Below are 25,728 nucleotides of genomic sequence, written 5' to 3'. Positions count from 1 at the left end.
ACGCGACGTCAGCCGTATTGGAGACTGGAAGCAGGCCCGACCGAACGGAAACCACCCTCCCCATCCCAGTGCATCGGCATATGCCGATACGTCACTTCTTCCTACCGGGTACGCCGAGGCCGCTGCGGTAATCGGCCAGTTACCCTATGTTCGAAGGGCAGCCTCTCCGCGCCAGCCGGGCGTTGACAGACAGAGGCCCTTCCGCCCGCAGCAGAGCGAGCCTGTGGCAGACAGACACCGGGCCCCGCATTCCTCCCGCGAATGCGGTACAGGCCCGGTACGTCCCTTGGAGCATCGAAGCGCCGGACCGCCCACAACTCCGGCCACTCAAAGGGAGTGCCCGCCGGCGCTGCTCGGGGGACCAGCGCCGGGCCGGGCGCGCGGCCGCCGCATCCTAACGAGTTGGTGCGTGATAGCGGGTGAGGTGTCGTGCCTGGCTGGTGGCATGATCCGACTGTGGCGATCATGGTCAATCGGGCGGTGCTGGCGCATCAGCTGTTCACGGGGATCTCGCAGGATCATCTGGCCTGTCTGATCGAGGAGTTGGCGGCGCCGTGGCAGGCTGGTCTTGACGGTCGCCGTCATGTTGCGCGGGGCGGGGCCAGGAAGCGGGCCGAGGGCGCTGGCGCCCGCCATCAGCTGGTGTTCGTCGACCGACTGGTGGCCACGCTGATTCATCTACGCCACGACCTGCCGCACGCCGTGCTCGGCCTACTGTTCGGCGTCGACCGCTCCACCATCACCCGCGCGATCACAGAGATACGACCTCTCCTGGCCGCGCGGGGGTGTGCGGTCCCCGACCGTCCCGGTCTGCGGCTGCGGACACTGACAGATGTTTTCGCCTACGCCCAGGCCGAGGGAATCGAGCTGCGGCTGGACGCCACCGAGATCCAGGTTCGCCGGCCACCAGCCGGCCGCAGCGGCCGGCGTGCATTCGTGTCGGGCAAGAAGAAACAGAACACCATGAAAGCCACCGTCATCGCGGACTGGCAGGGTCGCACGTTATGGACCGATGCCCTGCGACCTGGACGGATGCACGACGCCACGGCCGCCCGCAACGAAGGCATCGCCGACTGCTTCCAGCACTTTCCCGACGTCGAGGTTCTCTTGGACGACGGCTACCTCGGCCTGAGCCGCGACCACCGCGGACAAGCCATCACCCCGCCCAGAAAACCGCGTCCCGGAGCACCGCCCAGCAGGGTTGAGCAGTGGGAACGGGACCGTCACTGGCACTCATCCGATCGCATCACCGTCGAACACGCCCTGGCTGATCACAAACGCTGGAAGCAACTGACGCGCTGGACCCACCGCCGTGACCGCCTGCCCGACACCTACCGCGCCATCGCCGGCCTCGTCTCCGACCGCACCAGCACCATCTGAAAATAAGCCATGAGCAGGCCAAACACGCCTCGCCCGCTATCACGCACCAACTCGTAAGACGCCATCTCATTTGGGTGACTAGACTTGTGGCGTGTCAAAGATCGTTGAGCGGCTGGTGCCGGACGAGTTGTGGGAGCTGTTCCAACGGGTGGTGCCCGACGCACCGTCGCGGCCCCAGGGCGGTGGCCGGCGTCGGCACGGCGACCGTGAAGTGCTGGCCGCGATCGTCTTCGTGGCGACCTCGGGCTGCACGTGGCAGCAGGTGCCGACCGCGTCGTTCGGCCCGTCCGGCGCGACGGCCCATCGGCGCTTCACCGAGTGGACGAAGGCCCGGGTGTGGGCCAAACTCCACCGCCTGGTCCTCGACGAGCTCGGATCCCGTGGCGAGCTGGACTGGTCCCGGTGCGCGATCGACTCGGTCAACATGCGGGCCCTGAAAAGGGGGAACTGACAGGCCCGAATCCTGTAGACCGGGGCAAGTACGGGTCAAAGATCCACTTGATCACAGAGCGGACCGGACTGCCCCTGTCCATCGGCATCTCGGGCGCCAACACGCATGACAGCCAGGCACTGATCCCACTGGTGAAAGGCATACCGCCGATCCGCTCCCGCCGGGGACCCCGGCGACGCAGACCCCACAAACTCCACGCCGACAAGGGCTACGACTACAACCACCTGCGACGATGGTTATCCAGCCGAGGAATCCGGCACCGCATCGCCCGCAGGGGCATCGAGTCCTCGGCCCGCCTGGGCTGCCACCGCTGGACCGTGGAGCGCACGATGTCCTGGCTCGCCGGATGCCGACGCCTGCACCGTCGCTACGAACGCAAAGCCGACCACTTCCTCGCCTTCACCAGCATCGCCTGCACCTTGATTTGCTACCGCAGACTCACCAAATGAGATGACTTCTCAGCACCAAGCTGTACGCCAGGAGGCAAAGCTGCCGGTCGCCGCTTTGGCGTTCGCGCTCTCCGACAGTCTCGCGATGGAAGTGCTGACGGAGCTTACGGAGCTGCCCATTGCGGGAGTGGCGCTCCAACGGGTCGGGACTGCCGCCGGACGACTGCACCTCCCGACCCTGATCACGGTCGGCCACAGGGCTCAACACGTCGGATCGAAGGTTGGTTGCTGTGTGCGGCGACATGGGGGTGCCTCCGAAAGAGTGGGGATGACCGCATATGTAGTCCGGCCGCTGTCGGCCACGCCCCACCGGCGTGACAGGCGTGTTACTAGGAGCAGCCCTCGCCCGCCCAGGTCGTTGGCGCCGGCGCGTCGTCGCTTGGCGGGGGTGGTGCTCCCGTCGGTGACCTCGATCCGGAGCTGGCGGTTGCCGTACTGCACCCGCAGACCCACGGCCCCAGAGCCGTGACTGATTGCGTTGGTCACCAACTCTGAGACGACAAGCTGGGCGTCTTCCGTCGGGGCGTCCGGCAGGGCCCACTGCCTGAGCACGGCCGCTGTGGTGCCTCGTGCATGAGCGACATGAGCACTCGCCGGCGCCATGACCATCTCGAAGGCGCGGGATGCCAGCGGAGACACGGTCGGCGCGCTGCTGGCGGCGGTGGGCCCGCAGTCAGTCATCCCAGGGTGGGGAGGCGTTGCTGCCCGGTGCGTGGTCATGTGCCCATCGCACCGTGGTGCCGCGATCCGGAACAGGGGAAACCTGAGGGGGAAAACTTTGTCAAGGGGGGAAAATAAGGGGGGAGTTGGGGCCAGGATTGGATTCCCCACCGATAGAGGTCACACTCATGGCAGCAGATCCGTTCGCCGAACTACTCCGTCAGCTGCGCCGTAACGCGGACCGATCGCAGGATGAGCAGGCGGATGCGATCAACGCGGCCTCGGGCCGGGCGACGGTGACCCGCCGAGAGGTCAGTCGGTACGAGAACGGTGAGAACGTCCCTACGAACCACACACTTGGGCACATCGCTGTGGCCTGCGGTGTCCCATTGGAGCCGCTCCTGCGGGAGGCAAAGGCCGCCCGAGTCAGGCGGAGGAAGAAGGACGACGCTGAAGGGGAGGACCTGGACGACGTGAAGCGCCGAACGCTGCTGGGAGGCGCCGTCGTCGGCGCAGCTGCCGCTTCCGAGCCTTGGGGCCGACTCGCCTACGCGCTCAGCAAGGGAGCCAAGATCGACCCCGAGTCCGCGTCGGTGCTCATCGATCACGCGGCCGAGTTGCATGTGGACGAGCTGAGTGAAAACGCACGCAGCTTGCAGAACCGGGTCGAGTCTCACCTGGACGCGATCACGGCGGCCCTTCCCCGTGCTGGCGGCCACGAGCGAGCGCTGACCATCGCGGCGGGGGAGACCGCGGCCCTTGCCGGATGGGTCGCCTGGGACCTGGGGGAACACGATAAGGCTGCTGCCTATTACCGGGTGACCTCGGAGTGCGCGAAGAAGGCCGGGCACCCGCCCTTGCGCGCCCTGGCGCTGGGCTACGCGAGCTACGGTGCCGCTACCCCGGGTAAGGCGCTGGAGATGCTGTCGCAGGCGGCTCAGGACGTGCGGGGGCATGGCAACGCGACCGCTGCGGCGTGGGCATTGGGACGGTACGCGGAGGAAGCGGCTCAATCAGCTGACGAAGCCGGCGCTCTCCGGGCCCTGGAGCAGGCGAGATTCGCGTATGACTTCGCGAATCATACGAGCGAGCAGGCGTGGGTCCGCTTCGTGACGCCGTACCGGATGGACTCACTGGCGCTTTCGGTATACGGCGAACTCAAGCGCCAAGAACTGACCGTCACAGCCGACTCCGCGGTCGAGCGCCTCGGTAAGGGACTGCCTGAGTCTGGGGTGGTGGTCCTCGGGGACCTGGCGTCGGCGCTTCTGCGCGGCGGCGACGTAGACCGTGGGGCCTACGTCGCGCGCCAGTTCGCCGCAGCAGCGGAGTCAAAGCCGAACACCATGGGACGCCAGCGGGCGCAGAGCATCGCTGCCTGGCTCCCCGACACGGAGCGCGACTTGGCCGGCCACTTGCTGGCGTTCGCGTCGTGAGCCATCCCGGCGGGCAGGCTCGGTGACGGTGAGGCGCCGGTTCGCGTGCCCTACTGCCGGTGAGTCTCCTCGACCACCCAGGACAGGTACGCCTCCGATCCTCCGGTCACGGGCAACGTGATCCACTGAGGGACGTCATACGGATGCTTCTCGTGCAGCCACGCTTCCAGTGCCGGGAGACGGTCCGTTGACGTCATGTACGAGATCCGCCACTCCTGCGCCGTCTCGACCTTCCCCTTCCACCAGTAGAAGGCGGTGATAGGCGCATCGATGTGAACGCCCGCTGCCAGCTTGCTCTCAACCGCGCCTCGGGCCAGCGCCTTCGCCTGATCCTCGTCGTCGCTGGTCGTCTGCGCGATCACAATCACGTGGGCCATGCATCTACCTCTCCAGCTCGGGTACCGCGACCTTACCCAGCCCTTCGGCGCACGCCGACGGGCGGTCGTTACCAGTTGCAGTCCTACGCGGAGCCGGACGAGGACGAACGCTGGACCGACCGCGGGGCACGGGAGGTGGCTCTCCCCATGCCCGAACTACCGTGCGCGGATCCGGCTTGCGCGGTGCTTGGCGGCAACAGCCGAGTGTCCGGGACACTGGTGGACCTGTGGGCAGATGGCAGAGCGCGGCCGGGCGGCCCTGGCGCGCGGCGCACGACCTACGGAGCCTGGACCGCAGATGGCCTGGCTGGCCTTTGGTGGCGGTATGACACGGCCTGCTCACGGATGATTTGGGGACCAGCTCTGGGGACCAGTGCTCGATACATGGATCTGCCTTGCAGCGTCGCCCCGGTAGAGGTCTGGGAAAAGAGGGAATGCGGCCCAGGGCCGAAACAGGGGACGGTCAGCACAGGTTGCTGCGCGAGACTGACCCGGATCTCGCGCTGCTCCACGGGCCCTGGGCGTGTGCCTCCGGGTGGTGTCCCGCCAAGTGGTGTAGAGAGCCGGGCCGTTTGAGACCGGATGCAGCTCGCCACCGTCTGGCGCACGAGCGCCAGGATCCGCTCCTGATGCTGCTCTCGGCGGTTGACGCCGATCTGCAACAACGCTTCGTGAGCACCGCGGCCATGACCTGCGGAGTCCCGAGCTCCGCATCACTACACCACGTCGTGGGACACCACCTGCCTCCGAGGCTGCGACAGTCGCTGACTAGTCGGCCAAGTACTGCCGCCTCAAAGTGAACGTCCAGGTCGTCATAGACCGGGCCGGCTCAGTGGTGTGGAACTCACCTGCGCTGCCGGGACGCACTTACGACCCGGCCGCGTCCTGTGCTCGTCGCGTCATCCATACCTGTGAGCGCCATGGCGTACCCGGCCCGGCCGACGGCGCCTACCAGGGGTCTGGTTGGCCCCGGGTCAGCAATGGCTTGGTGCTGGCGTAGTGCGGTGTAGCAACCCACTCCCGTGCTTGCAGTCGGGCCGGTCGCGGCAAGGAGAAGTAGTTCGAGCTCGTGTCCAGTTCGCGCCCGGGACGCATTCATCCGTCTATGACGCGTCCGCGTGATGGCATCGGCGGACGTGCTGGGTTGGGGACCACGCCTGGGGACCAGTGGTGGATACATGCATTACTGCCGGAACGGTGGCACGGACTGCTGAGCTGCTGGCTAACCGGCGCGCCGGATACTTGCCACGTTGGCTCCGGGCTCGGTGCCGGCAGTGAGCGTGATGTGCCAACCATCCGCGGTACGGCGGTGTTCGGAGGCGTACAGCGGAGGCAGAGTGCGCTGGACCGGGCCGATGGGGACGTTCTGGCCGAAGATCCTGATCTCGTAGGCGGGGTGGTTCTGCCTGAGCCGAACAGGCTGTGGCGCCGTGAACAGCCCTCGTATGGACTCGGTGTCATCGGCTTCCATGGTCACTGAAGTGACCACTTCATCGACCGCTCCACCCGTCAGCAGTGTGTGGGCCTCGCGTATGGCGCGAAGGTCTTCGGGGCTCGGGCTTTTGGGGACCATAAGAGTGGTCACCGCCAGCTGCTCTATGGCGACGAGCTGTTCGAGTACCCGCAGTACCGGCACCGCGCCGTCATGGCGCGGTGTGATGCGGAAGGGCGAGGGGTCGTTCACAGCGTGTCCCGCCAGGGTCATCTGAAGGTATGTTGCCGGTTCCGCATAGGAAGCGAACCGGACAACATCCAGCCATTGCCCAGGCCGTAGCGCCTCGGGGACGTTCACATCGATCTTGATCGAGGACTCCCGCGTCGTGCGGTCCAGGCGAAGCCGACAGGTGATCGCTCCTGTGGCATCGGCTCCCACGAGGGTTCCTCCATGGGAGCCGGAACGGATGGACGTCATGTGCAGCCCGAGCACGGCGAGACGTTTGCCTGCTGGGTCGGTAACGATCAGCTGGGCCGGCAGGTCCCGGGGCTCGGGAACCGCTTCTAGGCGGACGCGATCGGAGCCCTGCGGCGGTAGGAGCGAGGGCGGGCCGGACAACTGCACGTAGTGTGCCGGCAGCTCGATGGGGTCCCCGTACCGTCGGCAGCGCTCGAATTCCGAAGCGGCGGACTCACCCTCCGGGCTGTCGGGGTCGGTGATGCTGAGCGCGATGTGGAGTGGCTGGTCGCGATCGGCTCCCGGATAGGCGGGGAGAACTTCAATGTCGGTGTGGGGCCCCGGGCCGGCGGTGATGCGGAAGGTGTAGTGCGGGTCCAGCTCGGCCAGACGGTCGCACAGCTGTCGGAGCCGCGCGGCTGCGTCGGCCGCCGTGTCAATGGGCGAGATGTGACTCCGGGCGATCTCCTGAAGCAGGTGCCCCAGCTCCGCGTGATGGTCGGCGAAATAGAACCGGCGCACAGCCGGGTGCTCGGCCAGTCGGGCCTTGATCCAGGTGGCCCCGCGCCACGAAAGGGGGAACGAGAACCTCTGCTGAAGGCCGCTGAACCACTTCTCCTCGGTCGGGTTGAGGTCGATCGGTACGATGACGTCCCAGCTGACGGGGTTCAGCAGCGCGGCCCGACCCAAGGACTTCTCGACCTTGTCCCGGCGCCCCTTTGTCATCCGGCCAGTGAAGGATTTCATCTCGAAGACGTGGAGTCCGTTGGGGGCCGTGAGCTGTGCGTCTCTCCCGCCATCGCCGCCTGATCCATCAACGCGCACAAGCTGCGGGTGCATGCAGCTGAGTAGGACGGCGACGGCCTGTTCGTAGGCCCCAGGATCTTTCGGCCACTCCACGTCACCCACGCCTGCCACCCTCCGAGGCCACGAGCCGATCTAGCTCGTCTCTCACGGTAGCGTCGACCACTGACAGTCATAGTGATATGCGGGTCCCGGTGGCCGTGACTCGATCCTGACCGCCCTGCGCTCGCTCGCGCAACGCGTCAAGAACCTGACCACCGAACACGCTGCTCTGACCGCAGAGTTGGATGTCCTGGTCACGCGGTTCAACCCTGGCTTGCGCGCCGCCTTCGGCGTCGGCCCGGACACCGCCGCGCAGCTGCTGATCACCGGCGGTGACAATCCCGCGCGCCTGCGCACCGAGGCTTCCTTCGCCGCGCTATGCGGGGCCGCACCCGTGCCAGCCTCCAGCGGCAAGACCAACCGTCACCGGCTCTCGCGCGGCGGTGACCGCGCTGCGAACGGAGCCCTCTATCGCATCGCGCTCTGCCGCATGCGCCGTGATCAGCGCACCCGTGACTACGTGGCGCGTCAGGTCGATGCCGGCCGGACGAAGAAAGAGATCATCCGGCTCCTCAAACGCGCCATCGCCCGTGAGATCTTCCGCCTCCTGACCACGATGGGCGAGGTCCCGGAGATCGCGGATCTCCGGGCCGCCCGGCAGGCCAAGAACATCACACTGACCGCCGCGGCGAACCACTTGAGAGTCTGGCCCGCCGTTATCTCCAACATCGAACGCGGACTTCGCCGTGACGATGCGTTCGCCGACACCTATCGCAGCTGGCTCGCCGCCACTTGACCAACGATAGGAGCATCAGAGCCCCCGGAGCCGTCACGACCGAGCGAGCGGTTATCGGTCCGCGCTCGGCTGTGGGGCTGGACCTGGTCTGCGTTCTGGGGACCAGTTGGGGACCAAACGGCATGCGCGGTGCCGAACTTCATACCGCGAGGCGCACGGTATCTGCCCTTGAAATAGCCGGTTCATCCAGATAATCCCGGCAGCCCGCACTCCTGGGGGTCAAGGGGTCGCAGGTTCAAATCCTGTCGTCCCGACGGGAACGTCGCAGGCAGGGGTCACCTTCGGGTGGCCCCTGTTTCGTGCCGATGAGCGGCCCCGTTCTCCTCCGTGCCCCGCCGGATGCCGACCGGGCCGCGTCAGGCAGCCGAGCGGGGAAGGCCGATCGCGAGGTTCTCCTCCACGATCCGGTAGCCGGCGCGCGTGTACAGCTTCGTCGCCGCCTCGTTGCCGCCCCACACGGTGAACATCAGGGCCGAGTCGCCCGCCGCGAGCGTTGCCTGTTCACCGGCCGCCATCGCGACCAGACCGTACCCTTTGCGGCGGTGCTTCTCCTCGATGTTCAGCGAGTAGCCGTAGGTGACCCCCGGCAGATACCGGTGCTTCAGCCAGCCCGTGCCGATCGTCCCGCCCGCCGCCTCAAGCACCAGGAACGTGTTGCCGGGCGTCGACAGGCCCTCGGGGATCACCTTCGCGAAGTCGAGGTCGGACTTGCGCCGGGCCTCCTCGGGGGCCAGGGCCCCCGACCGGACGATGTCGTCGACGTAGGCGGCCTTCTCGTAGGCGAGCCAGTCGGGATACTCGGCCGGTGTCATCGGCCGTACGGTGACGCCGTCGGCAAGTTCCGGCCGGGAGCCGATACGCCGCAACCTGGCCTGGCCGCGGACCCGGTAATCCCCGAACAGCCCGTCGGCGGGTTCGGTGAGCCGTACGTCCAGCCGGCGTGCGCCGCGCTCCGCACACCACTCCTCGGCCCAGTCCCGCGCGGCCTGTTCGTGACCCTGGCCCGCGTGGGGCACGTCGACGCGGAGGTCTCCGACGCGGCCCGCGAGCGTGCCGTTGTGGTCGGCCACGACCACGGCGACGTAACCCACCCGGGTCCCGGCGTCCATGATCTCGGCGACCGTCCAGTCACCGATGTCGTCGCGCACACCCTGGAGTCTGCGCTCCACGCCGTCGACGCCGAGACCGGCCGCCGTGTACGAGGCGCGCAGCCGCCGCTCGAAGTCCGCCTGCCACTCCGTGCTGTCGTCGAGGATGCCGAATTCCGTCACCTGATCACCTTAACCACGTTGCCATGGAGGTGAGTTGAGGCCCTGGCCGGTTCCTGCCGGCGTTCGGTCCGTCGAGGTCCGGCATACCAACGTCCGGTATTTCGTTCGTGGTTCGAGGTTTCGGTGCCGCAATCTAGGGCCGCGCCCGAGGCCCGTCAATACCTTTGCCGCACCTGTGCCGGACCCGCGCCGCGACCGCGGGCCGTGCGCCGCCGTTCCGCAACAGCGTGCTTCCGGCGCGTTACTCAAACGTGATGCCCTCCTGTTGTCGGCCCCCTTGACCCGCATGAATTGTTAGCGCTCACAATGACCTCCGCAATCACCAGCCGATGCGCGAGCCGATGGCCGGGTCCCGCACAGGACCGGCACGGGAAGTTCTCGGTACACGACCGCCAAGGAGGTGCGGCATGGCACAATCCCAGCTTCGGCCGCCCACCATGGCCGATGTCGCGCGACTGGCGGGCGTGTCCCACCAGACTGTTTCCCGTGTGCTGGGGGATCACCCCAACGTGCGGGTCGAGACACGGGCCAGGGTGCTGCGGGCGATCGAGGAGATGGGCTACCGCCGAAACTCCTCCGCGCGAGCCCTGGTCACCCGGCGCACCCGGACCCTGGGTGTGGTCGCCTCGGACACCACCCTCTACGGTCCGGCCAGCACCCTCTTCGCACTTGAGGAGGCGGCACGCGCCGAGGGCTATCTCGTCTCCACGGTCAGTCTGCGCAAGCTGACCGTCGAGACACTGTCCGAGGCGGTGGACCACCTCAGCGAGGGCGGGGTGGAGGGAGTCGTCGCCGTCGCGCCGCAGCGGTCGGCGGTCGAGGCCCTCGCCGAACTCAGGCACCCGTTCCCGGTGGTGACCGTGGGCAGCGGGCCCGGAGTGGAGATCCCCAGCGTCAACGTGGATCAGCACCTGGGTGCCCGCCTGGCCACCCGCCACCTGCTGGCCGCCGGCCACCGTACGGTCTGGCACCTCGCCGGACCCGAGGACTGGCAGGAGGCCGCGGACCGGGCCGCGGGCTGGCGGGCCACCCTCGAAACGGCGGGCGTGGAACCGCCGTTGATGCTGCGCGGGGACTGGAGCCCGCTCTCCGGCTACCGGGCGGGCCAGGAACTGGCCGGCTGGCTGGGCCGGGGGCTGACCGCCGTCTTCGTCGCCAACGACCAGATGGCACTGGGGGTGTTGCGCGCCCTGCGTGAGGCGGGGGTGCGAACTCCCCAGGACGTGGCGGTGGTCGGCTTCGACGACATTCCTGAGTCGGAGTTCTTCGCGCCTCCGCTCACCACCGTCCGGCAGGACTTCGCGGCGGTCGGCAAGCGGAGCATCGCCCTGCTGCTGGACCTGATCGAGGGCAGAGAGCCGTCCGGCGCACTCCGGATCGCCATCGAACCCCAGCTCGTCGTCCGCGCCAGTACCTATCCGTACACCTCCGACCAGGGCGCCCCGCCCGTCTGACACAGCACCCGACAGCCGTCTCCCACACATTCCCACTCGCCCCGTTTGACCGGTATTTCGAACGATGATCGGCATGCTGGACATGCCGGGGCTTGTCCCGACGAGTACCAAGCGCGTACCAGCAGGCCCCAGTGGGCCGGCTCTTCAAAGGAGAAGAACATGCTCAACAGAAGGAACTTCCTCACCGCGGCGGTCGGCGTGGCGCTCACGGGCGGCCTGGCGGCCTGTGCCAAGGAGGACGACAGCTCCTCCGGTTCCGGCTCCGACTCCGGCAACGGCGGCGGCAAGAAGATCACGCTGGGCTTCGCGCAGGTCGGTTCCGAGAGCGGCTGGCGCACCGCCAACACCAAGTCGGTCAAGGAAGCGGCCAAGGACGCCGGCTACACCCTCAAATTCTCCGACGCGCAGCAGAAGCAGGAGAACCAGATCTCGGCGATCCGCAGCTACATCGCGCAGAAGGTGAACGTCATAGCCTTCTCGCCGGTGGTCGTCACGGGCTGGGACGCGGTGCTCAAGGAGGCCAAGACCGCGAAGATCCCGGTCATCCTCACCGACCGCTCCATCGAGACGTCCGACGACTCCCTGTACGTCTCCTTCATCGGCTCGGACTTCATCGACGAGGGCCGCCGCGCGGCCAAGATGCTGGAGAAGGTCCTTGAGAAGGCCGGCCACAAGGGCGCGGTGAAGATCGCACAGCTGGAGGGCACCACCGGTGCCGCCCCCGCGATCGAGCGCGCCAAGGGCTTCAAGGAGATCATGGACGCCGAGCACAAGGACGACTGGAAGGTCGTCGTCAGCCAGACCGGTGACTTCACCAGGGCCGGCGGCAAGCAGGTCATGGCGGCTTTCCTGCAGTCCAACCCGGACATCAACGTGCTCTACGCGCACAACGACGACATGGCCCTCGGCGCCATCCAGTCCATCGAGGCGGCCGGCAAGAAGCCCGGCAAGGACATCCTGATCGTCTCGGTCGACGGCGTGAAGGACGGCTTCGTCGCGATGTCCGAGGGCAAGATCAACGGCATCGTCGAGTGCAACCCGCTGCTCGGCCCGCAGCTGATGGACCTCGTGAAGAAGGTCAACGACGGCGAGACGGTGGAGCGCCGGATCAAGACCAAGGAGGGCGACTTCCTGCAGGAGCAGGCCAAGGAAGCCCTCCCCACCCGCAAGTACTGACCCGCGAGTACTGATCCTCAAGTGCTGACGCGCAGGTACTGACCGGCACGTACTGGCTACAAGCACTGACCGGCACGTACTGGCTGCAAGTACTGATCGGCATTCGCTGATCGACCGCACCGACCGCCAGGGAGCCTCCGTCCAGCCGGCCACACCCCGGCCGAGGGGGCTCCCTGCGGGCCTGAACGAATATCCATGAGGAGCGCTGCCATGGCAGAGCCGCTGCCCGTCCTGGAGTTGACGGGCATAGTCAAAGAGTTTCCGGGGGTACGGGCTCTGTCGGGTGTCGACTTCCGGCTCTTCCCCGGCGAGATCCACGCCCTGCTCGGCGAGAACGGCGCCGGCAAGTCCACTCTCATCAAGGTGCTGACCGGGGTCTACTCCCTGGACGGCGGCACCGTCACCCTCAACGGCACGTCCGTACGCTTCCACAGCCCGTCACAGGCCCAGCAGGCCGGGATCAGCACGGTCTACCAGGAGGTCAACCTCTGCCCCAACCTGTCGGTGGCGGAGAACATCTTCATCGGCCGCGAACCCACCCGCTTCGGCCGCATCCAGTGGAAGCGGCTGCGCCGCGAGGCCGCCGAGCTGGTCGACCGGCTCGGCCTCGACATCGACGTCGAGGCCCCGCTGTCCTCGTACCCGCTGGCCGTGCAGCAGCTGGTCGCGATCGTACGGTCGGTGGGCACCGGAGACGCCGACGGCCAGGGGGCCGGCACCAAGGTGCTCATCCTCGACGAGCCGACCTCCAGCCTCGACCGTGACGAGGTGCTCGAACTCTTCGCCCTGATGCGGCGGTTGAAGGGTGAGGGCGTGGCGATCCTGTTCGTCTCGCACTTCCTGGACCAGATCTACGAGGTCTGCGACCGGATGACCGTCCTGCGCAACGGCACCCTCGTCGGTGAGCACATGGTCCGCGACCTCGACCAGGTCGGCCTCGTCCAGCTGATGATCGGCAAGGCCCTGGACCAGCTGGAGGAGCTGCACGACCACCAACTCCACGCCGGCGTGGGGGAGTCGCTGCTCAAGGCCGACGGCGTCGGCAGGGCAGGCGGCATCGCCCCCTTCGACCTGGAGATCAAGAAGGGCGAGGTCATCGGACTCGCGGGACTGCTCGGCTCGGGCCGCACCGAACTGGCCCGCCTCCTCTTCGGCGCCGACCAGCCGGACAGCGGCAAGGTCAGCATCGGCGGCAAACAGGTCTCGATGAGCGCCCCGAACGACGCGATCGCCGCCGGTGTCGCCTTCTGCTCGGAGAACCGCAAGACCGAGGGCCTCGTACCGGACCTGACCGTGCGCGAGAACATCATCCTCGCCCTGCAGGCCGCCCGCGGCTGGACCCGGCCCATCCCGGTCGCCCAGCGCGACGAACTCGTCGCCAAGTACATCAAGGCCCTGGACATCCGGCCGGCCAACCCCGAGGCGCGGGTCGGCCAACTCAGCGGCGGCAACCAGCAGAAGGTCCTGCTCGCCCGCTGGCTGATCACCCAGCCCAAGCTGCTGATCCTGGACGAGCCGACGCGCGGCATCGACATCGGCGCGAAGGCCGAGATCCAGAAACTGGTGGTCTCGCTCTCCGAGGAAGGCATGGCCGTGCTGTACATCGCGGCCGAGCTGGAGGAGGTGCTGCGGCTCAGCCACACCATCGGCGTGCTGCGCGACCGCAAGCTCGTGGCCCAGCTGGCCAACGGGCCCGAGATCACCCCCACCCGGATCCTGGAGACCATCGCGAGCGGAGAGCACCAGTGACCACCACTCCCCGATGGCGAGCGCTGACCCACCATCACCTGTTCTGGCCGGTCGCCGTGCTGGTCGTCCTGCTGCTCGTCAACGTCCCCTTCACGCCCGACTTCTTCTCGATCAAGATGACGGACGGCCACCTCTACGGCAGCCTCGTCTCGATCGTGCTCTTCGGCTCGCCCCTCATCCTGGTCGCCGTCGGCATGACCCTGGTCATCGCGACCGGCGGCATCGACCTGTCCGTCGGCGCCGTCGTCGCCATCACCGGGGCCCTGACCTGCTCGTACATCAGTGACCAGGCCGACCAGGACGCGCTCTCCGGAGTGCTGCTCGCGATGGGCATCGGCCTGGCCGCCGCCGTCGTCTGCGGTCTCTGGAACGGCTTCCTGGTCGCCCGGATGGGCATCCAGCCGATCATCGCCACGCTGATCATCATGGTCGCCGGACGCGGAGTCGCCCAGCTGATCACCGACGGGCAGATCATCACCGTCAACAGCGAGCCGTACAAACTGATCGGCGGCGGTTACTGGCTGACGCTGCCCTTCTCCATCTTCGTGGTGGCGGCCGTGGTCGCCGTCACCGTGGCACTGACCCGCCGCACGGCGCTCGGCCTGCTCGTCGAGTCGGTCGGCGGCAACGCCGAGGCCAGCCGCCTGGTCGGCATCCGCTCCCGCCGCATCAAGATCATGGTGTACGTCTTCTGCGCGCTGTGCGCCGGTATCGCGGGCCTGATGATCAGCTCCAACACCTCGGCCGCGGACGGCAACAACGCCGGTCTGTGGATCGAGCTGGACGCGATCCTCGCCGTCGTCATCGGCGGTACGTCGCTGCTCGGCGGCCGGTTCTCCATCGGCGGCACGGTCGTCGGCGCCCTGGTCATCCAGACACTCACCACCACGATCTACACGATCGGCGTGCCCACCCAGACCAACCTGGTCTTCAAGGCCGCCGTCGTCATCATCGTCTGCCTGATGCAGTCCCCGAAGTTCCGCGCCAAGGTCTTCGGGAGCGGTCGCTTCGGCGGCAAACGGGACGTCAGGCAGGCCGAGGTCCCGGCGGACACCGCCGCGACGCCCGAGACCGTACGCAAGATGGAGGTCTCGTGATGACCACGACAACCCAGCAGCCCAAGGCGCCGGCCAACGGCACACCGAGCCGGGCCGCACGCGTCCTCGCCGACCGCCGCCTGCCCGTCCTGGTGACGGCCGGTCTCTTCCTCGTCATGTACGCCATCGGCCTCAGCCGGTACCAGAACTACGGGTTCGCCGAGACGCAGGTGTTCCTCAACCTGTTCATCGACAACAGTTACCTACTGGTCGCCGCCGTCGGTGCCACCTTCGTCATCCTCTCCGGCGGCATCGACCTCTCCGTCGGTTCCGTCATCGGCTTCACCACCATGTTCACGGCGTGGCTGGTGGAACGTCAGGGCCTGCCGCTGGTGCTGGTCATCCCGATGGCGCTGGCCGTGGGTGCCTTCGGCGGCTACCTCATGGGCTATGTGATCCAGAACTTCGAGATCCAGCCCTTCATCGTGACCCTGGCGGGTCTGTTCCTCTTCCGGGGCCTGTGCCTGGTCATCAGCAAGGAGTCGATCTCGATCGGCGACTCCTCGGTGAGCAGCATGGCCCAGGCCCAGGTGTCCCTGGGAGGAGGATTCCTCTCGATCGGGGCGATCGTCTCGCTCGTGGTCCTGGCCGCGGCCTTCTACGTCCTGCACTACACGCGGTTCGGCCGCCGGGTGTACGCGATCGGTGGCAACGAGCAGTCGGCGCTGCTGATGGGGCTTCCGCAGGGCGGGACGAAGATCGCGGTCTACACGATGAGCGGGTTCTGCTCCGCGCTGGCAGGTCTTCTGTTCACCCTCTACATCCAGTCCGGTGACCCGCTGCACGCGACCGGTCTCGAACTCGACGCGATCGCGGCCGTTGTCATCGGCGGGACGTTGCTGACGGGCGGGTCGGGTTATGTGGTGGGCACGTTGTTCGGTGTCCTCGTGCTCGGCCTGATCAAGAGCCTGATCCAGTTCGAGGGCACGCTCAGCTCGTGGTGGACGAAGATCGCGACGGGTGTGTTGCTCTGTGCGTTCATCCTGATCCAGCGGACGATGACGTCCCGTCGTAAGGCGTAGGGGGCGTCACGTACTCGGGGGCGCTGCCCTCGAACCCCCGGTCCTCAAACGCCGGACGGGCTGAATACGTTTCAGCCCGTCCGGCGTTTGAGGACGAGCGCGCAGCGCGATACGGGGGCGAGGGGCGCAGCCCCATGGAGTGACGGGAAGGGTAGGGGCGGAGGCAATCCCGTCCGAACCGTTGACGTGTACAGGTCGCACACCTATCTTCTGGTCGAAGTTACGTACGCCGTACGGTATTTCGAACGACGTGACCACGAGGAGGGCCCCACGTGTTCCGTACCCGGCACCTGCCGACCCTCGTGGCGGCGCTGCTCATGATGCTCGCCTCCCTCGCCACGCAACCCGCCACGGCCGCGGCGGGGCGGCCCTACACGAACCCGGTGAAGGCGCAGAAGGGCGCCGACCCCTGGCTGGAGTACTACGACGGCAACTACCACCTGGTCACCACCTCGTTCACCGGCGTGCTCACCATGCGCAAGTCGCCGACCCTGGCAGGACTTTCGGTGGCTCCGAGCGTCCAGGTGTGGAGCGACACCACCGCCACCCGCAACACCAACTTCTGGGCGCCGGAACTGCACTTCCTCGACGGACGCTGGTACCTGTACTACTCGGCGGGGCAGAGCGGCGTCGCCTGCTGCGACTCCCAACGCACCTACGTCCTGGAGAGCGCGGGCGCCGACCCGATGGGCCCGTACACCTTCAAGAACCAGCTCACCGGATCCAACCTCACGCCCGGCGGCTGGCTCATCGACGCCAGCGTGCTCAAGCAGGGCAGCAGCCTGTATCTCGTCGGCAGCGGGTTCATCAACGGAAGCACGCAGAGCCTGGTCATCGCGCCCATGAGCAACCCGTACACGCTCGGCAGCTCCACCTTCAGTGTCATCTCCAGCCCCACGCTCAGCTGGGAGACGCAGGGAAGTCCGGTCAACGAGGCGCCGGAGCCGCTGTATCGGGGCGGGCGGACGTTCCTCACCTACTCCGCCAGCTCCTGCCAGACCGCCGACTACAAGCTCGGCCTGCTCGAACTGACCGGCGGCACCCCGCTGTCGGCCTCCTCCTGGACGAAGAAGCAGACCCCCGTCTTCCAGCGCAACGACGCGGCGGGCGTCTACGGCCCCGGCCACAACGGGTTCTTCACCTCGCCGGACGGCACCGAGAACTGGATCGTCCACCACGGCAACAGCACCGCGAACGGCGGCTGCGGAAACGGCCGCACCACCCGCGCCCAGAAATTCACCTGGAACGCCGACGGCACCCCGAACTTCGGAACCCCCGTCGCCCTGGGCACCACCCTCGCCGGCCCGTCCGGGGAGACCGCGGCGACCCCGACGGCGTACACGCTGGTGAACCGCAACAGCGGCAAGTGCCTCGACGTGGCCGGTGGGAGCACCGCGGACGGGACGAACATCTTCCAGTGGACCTGCACCGGCGGCGCCAACCAGAAGTGGCGCATCGAGGACCTCGGCAACGACACCAGCCGTCTCGTCAACGTCGCCACCGGCAAGGTCATGGACACCGCCGACTGCTCCACGGCCGACGGCGCGGACCTGCGGCAGTGGTCCTGGCTGAACAACAACTGCCAGAAGTTCCGCCTCGTGCACACCGCCACCGGGGACCACACGCGGATCGTCAACGAGAGTACCGGCAAGGTCGCCGACGGCGCGGACTGCGGCACGGCGGACGGCGCGGACGTACGGCAGTGGACGTGGCTCGACAACACCTGCCAGCAGTGGCAGTTCAAGCCCACCACGTGAGCGACCCCATCCCGAGAGGAACACCGTGAGACGCACGATCGCAAGGGTGGTCATGGCACTGTTCGTCACCCTGGCCGCGCTGACCTCCGGCATCGCCGAGGCCGCCGCCCCCGCCTCGCCCGCCGTCACCTACACCAACCCCGTCGCCGAACAGCGCGCCGATCCGCACATCTTCAAACACGCCGACGGCTACTACTACTTCACCGCCACCGTGCCCGCGTACGACAGGATCGTGATGCGCCGGGCCACCACCCTCCAGGGCCTGTCCACGGCCGCCGAGACGACCATCTGGACCAAGCACGCCGGCGGTGACATGGGCGCGCACATCTGGGCGCCGGAGATCCACTACATCGGCGGCAAGTGGTACGTCTACTTCGCCGCCGGCTCCACCAGCGACATCTGGAAGATCCGGCCGTACGTCCTGGAGACCGGCGCGGCCAACCCGCTGACCGGGACCTGGACCGAGAAGGGCCGCATCGCGCTTCCGCTGGACACCTTCTCGCTCGACGCGACGACCTTCACCGTCGGCGGCACCCGCTATCTGAGCTGGGCGCAGAACGACCCGGCGGTCGGCGACGGCACCAACATCTACCTGGCCAAGCTGTCCAACCCCTGGACCATCAGCGGCAGTCCGGTCATGATCTCCCGGCCCACCAACGCCTGGGAGAAGATCGGCCACACCGTCAACGAGGGCCCGGCGGTCATCCAGCGCGGCGGCAAGGTCTTCATGACCTTCTCGGCCAGCGCCACCGACAGCAACTACTGCCTCGGCCTGCTGACCGCCTCCGCCTCCGCCGACCTGATGAACCCGGCCTCCTGGGCCAAGACACCCAACCCGGTCTTCACCAGCAACACCGCGACCGGCCAGTACGGGCCGGGCCACAACACCTTCACCACGTCCGAGGACGGAAAGTCCGACGTCCTCGTCTACCACGACCGCAACTACAAGGACATCAGCGGCGATCCGCTCAACGACCCCAACCGGCGCACCCGCTACCAGAAGCTGTACTGGAACGCCGACGGCACACCCAACTTCGGCATCCCGGTGGCCGACGGCGTCACCCCGGTCCGCCTCTCCTCGTACAACTTCCCCGACCGGTTCATCCGGCACTGGGAGTACCGGGCGAAGATCGAGCCGAACGTCACCAACCTCGCCGACTCGCAGTTCCGGATCGTGACCGGCCTCGCCGGTACCGGGACCGTCTCCCTCGAATCGGCGAACTTCCCCGGCTACTACCTCCGCCACCGGAGCAACGGCGAGGTCTGGGTGGACAAGAGCGACGGCAGTACGGCCTTCAAGGTCGACGCGAGCTTCTACCGGCGGGCGGGCCTGGCCGACGCTTCCGCGGGCGTCTCCTTCGAGTCGTACAACGTCGCGGGCAGCTACGTACGGCACTACGACTACCTGCTCGTCACGCAGCCCGCCGACACGACGACGGCCAAGGCGGACGCGACGTTCTACGCCGAGTAGGCGGCGCCCGTTGGTTCAGCGAGGGGACCTGGGGACGGACGTGAGGATGCTGAGCGTGTTGGCGGCGACGACCGCGCCGACGGCGGCCCACTCCACCACCCCCAGGTTCTGGCCGAGCACGAGCCAGCCGACCAGGCCGGCCAGCACCGGGTTGACGCTCATGAAGAGGCCGAAGGCAGGGGCGGACACCCGGCGCAGGGTGAACATGTCCGCGAGGTACGGCACCGCGGAGGCGAGCACGCCGGCTACGACGGCGTACCCGAGAGCCGTGGGGGTCGGCGGGTTCCGGAGCGCGAGGACGAGGCCGACCGGCAGGAACATCAGGGCGGACACGGCCGCCGCGGCGGCGGAGCCCTGGGCGCCGGGGACGCGGCGGCCCACCGTGCGGTTGAGCAGGATGTAGGAGGCCCAGCAGGCCGCGGCGAGCAGGCCGAGACCCATGCCGAGATAGTCCGCCGACGGCTGGGGACGCATCAGGGTGACGACGCCCGCCGCGGCGACCAGCGCGCAGCAGGCGTCGACCCGCCGGCGGGCTGCGGACAGTGCGATGGCGAGCGGGCCGAGGAACTCCAGGGTCACCGCGAGGCCGAGACCGATGCGGTCGATGGCGGTGTAGAGGGACAGGTTCATCGTCCCGAAGACCAGGGCGAGCAGCAGGACCGGCCACCACTGATGCCTGGTGAACGAGCGCAGCGGGGGCCTGGCGACCGCGAACAGGGCGATCGCGGCCACGTACTGGCGTACCGCGACGACGCCGAGGGGGCCGAGGACGGGGAAGGCCAGCGAACCGATCGCGGCGCCGGTCTGATTCGACAGACCGCTGCCGAGCAGGGTGAGCAGGGCGGCCGGCCGCCGGCCGTCCGAATCCGGGGTCGCCGACGCCGGCGCCGGGGGAGCCTGCTGCGCGAGCGCCGTCGAGGGCGCGGGGGCTGCGTGCATGTCCTCGATGCTGCGCCGATCGCGGTCATACACAAAATGCATTGCCCGTTCTATCTATACGCTTGAGTCATGGATGTGGAACTGCGGCAGTTGCGCTGTCTCGTCGCGATCGTCGACGAGGGCGGCTTCACCGACGCGGCCATCGCCCTCGGTGTCTCCCAGGCGGCGGTCTCCCGCACCCTGGCCTCGCTCGAACGTGCCCTGGAAGTACGGCTGTTGAGACGGACCTCCCGACAGGTGACGCCGACGGCGACGGGCCGGCGCGTGATCGCGCACGCCCGGCGGGTGCTCGGCGAGGTGGAGGGCCTGGTCCGGGAGGCCGCCTCGGGCCAGTCCTCCCTGCGGGTCGGTTACGCCTGGTCCGCGCTCGGCCGCCACACACTGGCCTTCCAGCGCGCCTGGGCCGCCGCACACCCCGCGACGGAACTGGAACTCGTGCGCACCAACTCCGCCACCGCGGGGCTGGCGGAGGGCACCTGCGAACTGGGCGTCGTACGCCGGCCGTTGGACGAGCGCCGCTTCGACTCGGTCATCGTGGGCCTGGAACGGCGGCTGTGCGCCATGGCCTCCGACGACCCGCTGGCCCGGCGCCGCTCCGTCCGTCTCGCCGACCTCGCCGGACGGACGCTGCTGGTCGACCGGCGGACCGGGACCACCACGACGGAGCTGTGGCCGCCGGACGCCCGTCCGGAGACCAGGGAGTCGCACGACATCGACGACTGGCTGACCGCGATCTCCACGGGGCGGTGCGTGGGGATGACCGCCGAGTCGACCGCGCACCAGTATCCGCGGCCCGGGGTCGTGTACCGGCCGGTGCGGGACGCCGAGCCGATCGCGGTCCGGCTCGCGTGGTGGCGGGACGACCCGCATCCCGCCGCCGCGACGGTGATCGAACTTCTTACGGGGCTCTACCGGGCGGGGTGAGTCTTTGCCGCGCGTGGCGTTCCTGGGGCACTGCGTCATCCGGGGCACTCCGTCCAAGGCGCGGGGAACCTGCTGCGTCAACAACCCATAGGCAGAAGGCAGTTGTCGGCTACCGCGCTGTCGCCGACAGCGCCACGGCACCCCCTCAGGGGGCGTCGCGGACCAACGGGACGGTCAGCGTGAACGTCGTGGCGCCCGGCCGGCCGGTCAGGTCGATGGTGCCACCGTGGGCCCGGACCAGGGAACGGGCCACCGCCAGTCCCAGGCCGCTGCCGCCGCGGTCGCGGCTGCGGGCCTTGTCGATGCGGAAGAAGCGGTCGAAGACGCGTTCCTGGTCGGCGGCCGGGATGCCGGGACCGGAGTCGGTGACCCGGACGACGGCCGCGCCGGCGGCGACGGACACCTCCACGCGGACCTCGGTCCCGGCCGGGGTGTGCACGGCGGCGTTGGTGAGGAGGTTGTCGAGGACCTGCCGGATACGCAGCACGTCGAGCCGCAGCAGTACGGGGCCGGGGGCCGCCGTGACGGACAGCGGATGGTCCGTGTGGGTGGCCCGGAAGGCGTCCGCCGCCTGCCGCACCAGCTCTGCCAGGTCCGCGTCCTCCAGCCGCAGCGGTGCCTCCACCTCGGCGGCGTCCAGACGGGCGAGCAGCAGCAGATCGTCCAGCAGCACCCCCATCCGGGCGGCCTCGGCACGCAGCCGGGCCAGGTGCTTCTCCCGCTCCTCAGGCTCGTTGGCCGCCGCGTACTGGAAGAGGTCCGCGTAACCGCGTACCGACATCAGGGGCGTACGCAGCTCGTGCGAGGCGTCCGCGACGAAGCGGCGCAGCCGCTGCTCGGCCTCCGTGCGGACGGCGAGCGAGTCGTCGATGTGCTCCAGCATGGTGTTGAACGCGGTGCGCAGCTCCTCGACCTCCGGGCCGCCGTTCCCCCGGTCGGCGCGGACCGGCAGCCGGGCCGAGTCGGTGAAGTCGTGCGAGGTGATGCCGCGGGCGGTGTGCGCCATGTCGCTGAGCGGCTGCAGGCCCCGCCGGAGCACCGCCCGACCGAACACCACGAGACCGAGGAGCGCGAGGGCGAACGCGACGACCTGGACCGTGACCAGCTGGTCCATGGTGTCCTCGATGTCCTCCAGGGGCGCCGCGGTGACCAGGACCACGCCGTCGCCGATCTTGCAGGCCCGCAGCCGGTACGCGCCCTCGTCCTCGATGCGCGTGGTGTGGGACATCTCGGTCGAACCCGCCCGGGCCAGCGACTCGGCGAAGGAGGTGAGCTCGACGGTGTCCTTCGGCACGTCACTGGGCTTGCGCAGGACGGCCGAGTCGCCCGAGACGTCGTACACGGCCGTGTACCAGCCGTAGTACGGCCTGCGCTCCACGATGCCGTGCGCCTGGGCGTCCTTGGACTGGGTGGTCTGGACGAGCTTCATCTGGTCGTTGAGCTGACGCTCCAGATAGTCCCGCATGTACGTGGACAGCGCGGTGCCGACGGCACCGAAGACGACCAGCGAGAGCACGCCCATACCGAGCGCGAGCCGAGTACCGAGCCGGAGCCTGCGGTAGGTGTCACGAAGACGGCCGATCACTCGCCGACCCGCCGGACCAGGTGCTCGACCGCTCGCGCGGGGTGGCTGATCTGCGGTCGGTGTGTGCCGTGACCGGCGGTGGCGGTGGCCGCGTAGACATCGGCATCGGTGCGGCTGTCGCGGCGCGGCAGCAGGGGGACGAGCACCGCGATGCCCGGATCGTAGTCCACGGCGAGAAGTCGTACTTTTTCCACGTGCCCATAGTGCTTCACGCGGCTTCCGGCGCCATGGCCGAGGGCCCGTCGAGCCCGAATCGATAGACAGTTGAAAGTGCGCCGACAGGCAAACGACAGGTCGGCCAGGGCCGGCCGTACGGGCTCGAAGCCCCAGGACCCGGATGAGGGGTCGGAGGGGCCGGTGGGGTCGGAGGGTCGGAGCGAGGGGCAGGAAGGAATTCGCCGGCGACAACAGCGTCATTGTGTCCATGCCGGCCGGTGACGGCAGACCTACGCTCAGTGAAAGAGCTGCCCGTAGCCGGTGAACTCCGCGGTAGGCCATCGGACGGCCGGCCTGCGTGCGGCTTCGTACCTACCGGAAGCCGAGGTGCGGATCGGCGGCGGTCAGCTCGGTGCAGGCGGTCCACAGGTGGGCGGCGACGGTGGGGTCGGTCATGTGAGAACCGAGTACGACGACGGCTCCGGTGGCGGCGAGCTGCTCCGCGACGAAGTAGCCGATCCCGGCGTTGCCCCCGGTGACCAGGAAGTTCCTGCCCTCGGCCGACGGCAGCCGGTGAACGTCCCACGGGCGGTCCTGGGATGTGGAAGACATGATGACCGGCTCCTCGTACTTGGGTGCAGTGTGCTCACGGGGAGCACCGACCCGCCCAAGGTCGCAACCGCCACCGACATGCCGCCGACAGATCACGACCACCGTCGACGGACTTCCGACAACCTTCCGACACCCTTCCCGCGGCGAAAAGGGTGGTGCGCGGGGCCGACAGAACCAGGTAACGTCTTTGTCATGTTCTTCCAGACGCCGATTTACGAGTGAGAGCGTGATGGGCCCCTGCTGACGTCCTCCGACGTCGCCGCCCGTCCCCCACCGATGAATCCGTAGAGCCCTTCACATCATTACCGGGAGAACCCGTGACCGTGAGCAAGAACATCAACAACCCCGTGGGCATGGGCGGCGGCCAGCGCAAGAAGCAGTCCCGCGCCGAACGGCAGAACAACGGTCCGTACCGCAACCTCGACCGCCAGGGTGCGGCCGACCAGAAGGCTGAGCTGGTGCGCAAGATGCGCGAGAAGACAGGAGCAGCCGACGGCGCCGGGCAGGCGGGCGACGACACCGCGAAGAGCTGACGCACCGCCGCCGCGGGGCGGCACCGCACGGGGGCAGGCCCGGACCACGACACGTGGTCCGGGCCTGCCCCCGTTGTGACGGCCGCGGTTCATCCCTGGTGACACTTGCGGCAGCGCGCGGACCGCTGCAGCGGCTTGCCGGAGGGGACCGACCTGCTCGCGGCGGCGAGGCCGATCCGGTGACGCGGGGTCTCTGTCAGTGCCGGTGCCGGGCGGCCATCCACTGCCAGATGTGGGTTCCGTCGATGCTGGGGTCGTTGCGGGCGACGTAGATCCACGACCAGTGGCCGGCGAACCGGTGGCCGTTCCAGGTGACGTCGTCGTAGAGCGTCATCAGCGAGTCGGGGATGAGGCCGTGCGCGTGGACGGTGTTGGCCTGCGGGTCCACGGTGGTGTCGTCGCGGGAGGTGACGAGCCAGCTGGGGGTGCTGATCCGTGCCAGTTCGCTGTCCGGGATCAGTGGTGCGCCGCCGGGCTGGAGGGACGTGACCACGCCGCAGATCGGCACGGAGGCGGCGAACAGCGTGGGGTAGACGGTGGTCATCTTCATGCTCATGTAGCCGCCGTTGCTGCACCCGACGACGTAGATCCGGTCGTGGTCTATGCGGTTCCCGCGCACGACGTCGCCGATGATCTCGCGGATGAGCGGGGCGAAGCGGGGGCCGTCCTGCATCCAGGCGGAGGTGCTCTGCGGGGCGAGCACGTAGGCACCGTCGAAGATGCGCTGCGCCTGGGGAGTGGCGAAGCCCAGCGCGCCGCGGTTGGCTCGCAGCGTGGTCTCGTTGTCGTAGTAGTCGTCGGGCAGCGAGGCGCCCTCACCCCCGCCGTGCAGCCAGACGATCAGCGGCCGCTTGCCCCGGCGGGAGGCGTGCGAGCCGGTGGGGGAGTACAGCCGGTACTTCATTCCCGAGCCGGAGACGTGGTGGCTGAACGCGTCGACCTCGGGGTCCGACACTCCGCGGCCCTGCACGAAGTTCTTGATGATGATCGGGCGGTGATCGCGTGAGGTGATCGGGCTCTGCTGAGTGAGGGTGTAGGTGAGGTCGAGCACGACGTTACGGCCCCTGCCCGCGATGTAGCCGAGGGTGCCGCCGCCGGTCACGCCCTCGGCGTGGCTCAGGTCGAGGACGATGTCGCCGTGACGGTCGAGCCGGACGGCGGTCACTGTGCGGTCGAGGTCGTACTCGCCGAAGATGACGTCTCCCGCGCCGATGGGGATCGGGCTGGTGGCTTTCGCGTGCACGCCAAATTTGCCCGGCGTCAGGCTCGCCGGGTCGATCGGGCCGAGCCGGGCGGTCCTGAGGGTGATCGAGGTGACCTGTTCGCCACCGTCGAGCACTTGGGCGTTCAGGGTGAATCTCACGTCGACACCGGGACTGGCGCCGGCACCGGTGGTCGCCCGGTCGTCGGCATGCGCGGCGACGCCCGGCAGGGACAGGCCGGCGGCGGCGCCCGTACCGGCGGCCAGAACGGTGCGACGGCTGATCGGTGTTGCCATGCGGGCTCCTTATGGGGGTGAGGAGGCTTCATCGCGGGCTGCGTGCCGAACTCGGCGGTGGGGCAGCCGTGTTGACGGCGGCCCATCGCATGGAGGATCAGATGCGTGGTGTCGTGAACAGGACAGAGGTGAGCACCGCGGGCACGTTACCTGCGTCGCCGCGTAGCGGACAGGTGCTGCTTCGGCTTTTTTCTCCGGAGG

20 protein-coding genes and 2 pseudogenes are annotated in these 25,728 nt (G+C 68.3%); 13 read left to right on the top strand and 9 right to left on the bottom strand.

Going from position 1 to position 25,728, the window contains the following annotated elements; translation table 11 throughout:
* Nucleotides 1-465: 465 nt before the first annotated feature.
* Nucleotides 466-1,380 carry a transposase family protein gene (locus tag OHS59_RS07630; RefSeq protein ID WP_328499001.1) on the top strand — a complete coding sequence of 305 codons (915 nt, stop codon included), beginning with the start codon at nt 466-468 and terminating at the stop codon, nt 1,378-1,380.
* 100 nt (nt 1,381-1,480) lie between these two features.
* Nucleotides 1,481-2,280 (top strand): IS5 family transposase gene (locus tag OHS59_RS07625; protein WP_328499002.1). Its coding sequence is split into 2 segments (ribosomal slippage): nt 1,481-1,816 and nt 1,819-2,280, totalling 798 coding nucleotides; the frame shifts between segments, so codons are not numbered across the junction.
* A gap of 201 nt (nt 2,281-2,481) precedes the next feature.
* On the opposite strand, the gene OHS59_RS07620 is transcribed toward OHS59_RS07625, so the two are convergent.
* Entirely contained in the window at nt 2,482-2,883 is a 402-nt protein-coding gene (locus tag OHS59_RS07620; protein ID WP_328499099.1) for an ATP-binding protein, read from the bottom strand.
* A gap of 245 nt (nt 2,884-3,128) precedes the next feature.
* On the opposite strand from OHS59_RS07620, the gene OHS59_RS07615 reads away from it, so the two are divergent.
* Entirely contained in the window at nt 3,129-4,373 is a 1,245-nt protein-coding gene (locus tag OHS59_RS07615) for a helix-turn-helix domain-containing protein (protein ID WP_328492623.1), read from the top strand.
* Nucleotides 4,374-4,423: 50 nt separating this feature from the next.
* Here the strand turns inward: OHS59_RS07615 and cutA are convergent, their stop codons facing one another.
* Both cutA and OHS59_RS07605 read right to left on the bottom strand, forming a co-directional pair.
* Nucleotides 4,424-4,750, bottom strand: coding sequence for a divalent-cation tolerance protein CutA (gene cutA / locus OHS59_RS07610; RefSeq protein WP_328492622.1), 327 nt, complete (start codon nt 4,748-4,750; stop codon nt 4,424-4,426).
* Nucleotides 4,751-5,972: 1,222 nt separating this feature from the next.
* Nucleotides 5,973-7,550 carry a hypothetical protein gene (locus tag OHS59_RS07605; protein WP_328492621.1) on the bottom strand — a complete coding sequence of 526 codons (1,578 nt, stop codon included), beginning with the start codon at nt 7,548-7,550 and terminating at the stop codon, nt 5,973-5,975.
* Nucleotides 7,551-7,773: 223 nt separating this feature from the next.
* Here OHS59_RS07605 and OHS59_RS07600 point away from each other — a divergent pair.
* Nucleotides 7,774-8,097 (top strand): annotated as a pseudogene (locus tag OHS59_RS07600) (transposase); the annotation flags it as partial.
* 542 nt (nt 8,098-8,639) lie between these two features.
* Here the strand turns inward: OHS59_RS07600 and OHS59_RS07595 are convergent.
* On the bottom strand, nt 8,640-9,554 hold the full coding sequence (locus OHS59_RS07595; protein WP_328492620.1) for a GNAT family N-acetyltransferase: 915 nt from the start codon (nt 9,552-9,554) through the stop codon (nt 8,640-8,642).
* A gap of 407 nt (nt 9,555-9,961) precedes the next feature.
* On the opposite strand from OHS59_RS07595, the gene OHS59_RS07590 reads away from it, so the two are divergent.
* From OHS59_RS07590 to OHS59_RS07560, 7 genes are all read left to right on the top strand, one after another.
* Nucleotides 9,962-11,008: a LacI family DNA-binding transcriptional regulator gene (locus OHS59_RS07590; protein WP_328492619.1), complete on the top strand. Its 1,047-nt coding sequence runs from the start codon at nt 9,962-9,964 to the stop codon at nt 11,006-11,008.
* A gap of 159 nt (nt 11,009-11,167) precedes the next feature.
* Nucleotides 11,168-12,184, top strand: coding sequence for an ABC transporter substrate-binding protein (locus OHS59_RS07585; protein ID WP_328492618.1), 1,017 nt, complete (start codon nt 11,168-11,170; stop codon nt 12,182-12,184).
* A gap of 210 nt (nt 12,185-12,394) precedes the next feature.
* A complete protein-coding gene (locus tag OHS59_RS07580) occupies nt 12,395-13,933 on the top strand; it encodes a sugar ABC transporter ATP-binding protein (protein WP_328492617.1) in 1,539 nt (512 codons plus the stop codon).
* A complete protein-coding gene (locus tag OHS59_RS07575; RefSeq protein WP_328492616.1) occupies nt 13,930-15,030 on the top strand; it encodes an ABC transporter permease in 1,101 nt (366 codons plus the stop codon). Before OHS59_RS07580 ends, OHS59_RS07575 begins: the two co-directional genes overlap by 4 nt.
* Nucleotides 15,030-16,052 carry a galactofuranose ABC transporter, permease protein YjfF gene (yjfF, locus tag OHS59_RS07570; RefSeq protein ID WP_328492615.1) on the top strand — a complete coding sequence of 341 codons (1,023 nt, stop codon included), beginning with the start codon at nt 15,030-15,032 and terminating at the stop codon, nt 16,050-16,052. The genes OHS59_RS07575 and yjfF overlap by 1 nt, the downstream gene beginning before the upstream one ends.
* 317 nt (nt 16,053-16,369) lie before the next feature.
* Entirely contained in the window at nt 16,370-17,809 is a 1,440-nt protein-coding gene (locus tag OHS59_RS07565; protein WP_328499098.1) for a family 43 glycosylhydrolase, read from the top strand.
* Between the two features lie 52 nt (nt 17,810-17,861).
* Nucleotides 17,862-19,280, top strand: coding sequence for a family 43 glycosylhydrolase (locus tag OHS59_RS07560; protein ID WP_328499097.1), 1,419 nt, complete (start codon nt 17,862-17,864; stop codon nt 19,278-19,280).
* A 15-nt stretch (nt 19,281-19,295) separates the two neighbouring features.
* On the opposite strand, the gene OHS59_RS07555 is transcribed toward OHS59_RS07560, so the two are convergent.
* Nucleotides 19,296-20,219, bottom strand: a complete 924-nt coding sequence (locus OHS59_RS07555; protein WP_328492614.1) for an EamA family transporter — start codon at nt 20,217-20,219, stop codon at nt 19,296-19,298.
* 69 nt (nt 20,220-20,288) lie between these two features.
* Between OHS59_RS07555 and OHS59_RS07550 the strand changes: the two genes are divergently transcribed.
* Complete coding sequence (locus tag OHS59_RS07550) at nt 20,289-21,143, top strand: LysR family transcriptional regulator (RefSeq protein ID WP_328492613.1); 855 nt, start codon at nt 20,289-20,291, stop codon at nt 21,141-21,143.
* A gap of 145 nt (nt 21,144-21,288) precedes the next feature.
* Here OHS59_RS07550 and OHS59_RS07545 read toward each other — a convergent pair whose 3' ends face one another.
* From OHS59_RS07545 to OHS59_RS07535, 3 genes and pseudogenes are all read right to left on the bottom strand, one after another.
* A complete protein-coding gene (locus OHS59_RS07545) occupies nt 21,289-22,728 on the bottom strand; it encodes a HAMP domain-containing sensor histidine kinase (protein WP_328492612.1) in 1,440 nt (479 codons plus the stop codon).
* A complete protein-coding gene (locus tag OHS59_RS07540) occupies nt 22,725-22,922 on the bottom strand; it encodes a hypothetical protein (protein WP_328492611.1) in 198 nt (65 codons plus the stop codon). Before OHS59_RS07540 ends, OHS59_RS07545 begins: the two co-directional genes overlap by 4 nt.
* Nucleotides 22,923-23,343: 421 nt before the next feature.
* Nucleotides 23,344-23,592: pseudogene (locus OHS59_RS07535) on the bottom strand (SDR family NAD(P)-dependent oxidoreductase); the annotation flags it as partial.
* Between the two features lie 221 nt (nt 23,593-23,813).
* Between OHS59_RS07535 and OHS59_RS07530 the strand changes: the two are divergent.
* Nucleotides 23,814-24,029: a DUF6243 family protein gene (locus OHS59_RS07530; RefSeq protein WP_328492610.1), complete on the top strand. Its 216-nt coding sequence runs from the start codon at nt 23,814-23,816 to the stop codon at nt 24,027-24,029.
* Nucleotides 24,030-24,225: 196 nt separating this feature from the next.
* Here the strand turns inward: OHS59_RS07530 and OHS59_RS07525 are convergent, their stop codons facing one another.
* Nucleotides 24,226-25,527 (bottom strand): prolyl oligopeptidase family serine peptidase, encoded by a 1,302-nt coding sequence (locus OHS59_RS07525; protein ID WP_328492609.1) that lies wholly within the window; start codon nt 25,525-25,527, stop codon nt 24,226-24,228.
* Nucleotides 25,528-25,728: the final 201 nt, after the last annotated feature.

Source organism: Streptomyces sp. NBC_00414 (assembly GCF_036038375.1).
Lineage (GTDB): Bacteria > Actinomycetota > Actinomycetes > Streptomycetales > Streptomycetaceae > Streptomyces.
Note: the sequence above shows the minus strand (reverse complement) of the source record. Positions and strands in the feature narration are given on the sequence as shown.

What these genes read in the sequence shown, in the direction of transcription:
- OHS59_RS07630 (WP_328499001.1), top strand. Translation starts at nt 466, where the DNA reads ATGGTCAATCGGGCGGTGCTGGCGCATCAGCTGTTCACGGGGATCTCG.
- OHS59_RS07620 (WP_328499099.1), bottom strand. Translation starts at nt 2,883, where the DNA reads ATGGCGCCGGCGAGTGCTCATGTCGCTCATGCACGAGGCACCACAGCG.
- OHS59_RS07615 (WP_328492623.1), top strand. Translation starts at nt 3,129, where the DNA reads ATGGCAGCAGATCCGTTCGCCGAACTACTCCGTCAGCTGCGCCGTAAC.
- cutA (WP_328492622.1), bottom strand. Translation starts at nt 4,750, where the DNA reads ATGGCCCACGTGATTGTGATCGCGCAGACGACCAGCGACGACGAGGAT.
- OHS59_RS07590 (WP_328492619.1), top strand. Translation starts at nt 9,962, where the DNA reads ATGGCACAATCCCAGCTTCGGCCGCCCACCATGGCCGATGTCGCGCGA.
- OHS59_RS07585 (WP_328492618.1), top strand. Translation starts at nt 11,168, where the DNA reads ATGCTCAACAGAAGGAACTTCCTCACCGCGGCGGTCGGCGTGGCGCTC.
- OHS59_RS07580 (WP_328492617.1), top strand. Translation starts at nt 12,395, where the DNA reads ATGGCAGAGCCGCTGCCCGTCCTGGAGTTGACGGGCATAGTCAAAGAG.
- yjfF (WP_328492615.1), top strand. Translation starts at nt 15,030, where the DNA reads ATGACCACGACAACCCAGCAGCCCAAGGCGCCGGCCAACGGCACACCG.
- OHS59_RS07565 (WP_328499098.1), top strand. Translation starts at nt 16,370, where the DNA reads ATGATGCTCGCCTCCCTCGCCACGCAACCCGCCACGGCCGCGGCGGGG.
- OHS59_RS07560 (WP_328499097.1), top strand. Translation starts at nt 17,862, where the DNA reads ATGGCACTGTTCGTCACCCTGGCCGCGCTGACCTCCGGCATCGCCGAG.
- OHS59_RS07555 (WP_328492614.1), bottom strand. Translation starts at nt 20,219, where the DNA reads ATGCACGCAGCCCCCGCGCCCTCGACGGCGCTCGCGCAGCAGGCTCCC.
- OHS59_RS07550 (WP_328492613.1), top strand. Translation starts at nt 20,289, where the DNA reads ATGGATGTGGAACTGCGGCAGTTGCGCTGTCTCGTCGCGATCGTCGAC.
- OHS59_RS07525 (WP_328492609.1), bottom strand. Translation starts at nt 25,527, where the DNA reads ATGGCAACACCGATCAGCCGTCGCACCGTTCTGGCCGCCGGTACGGGC.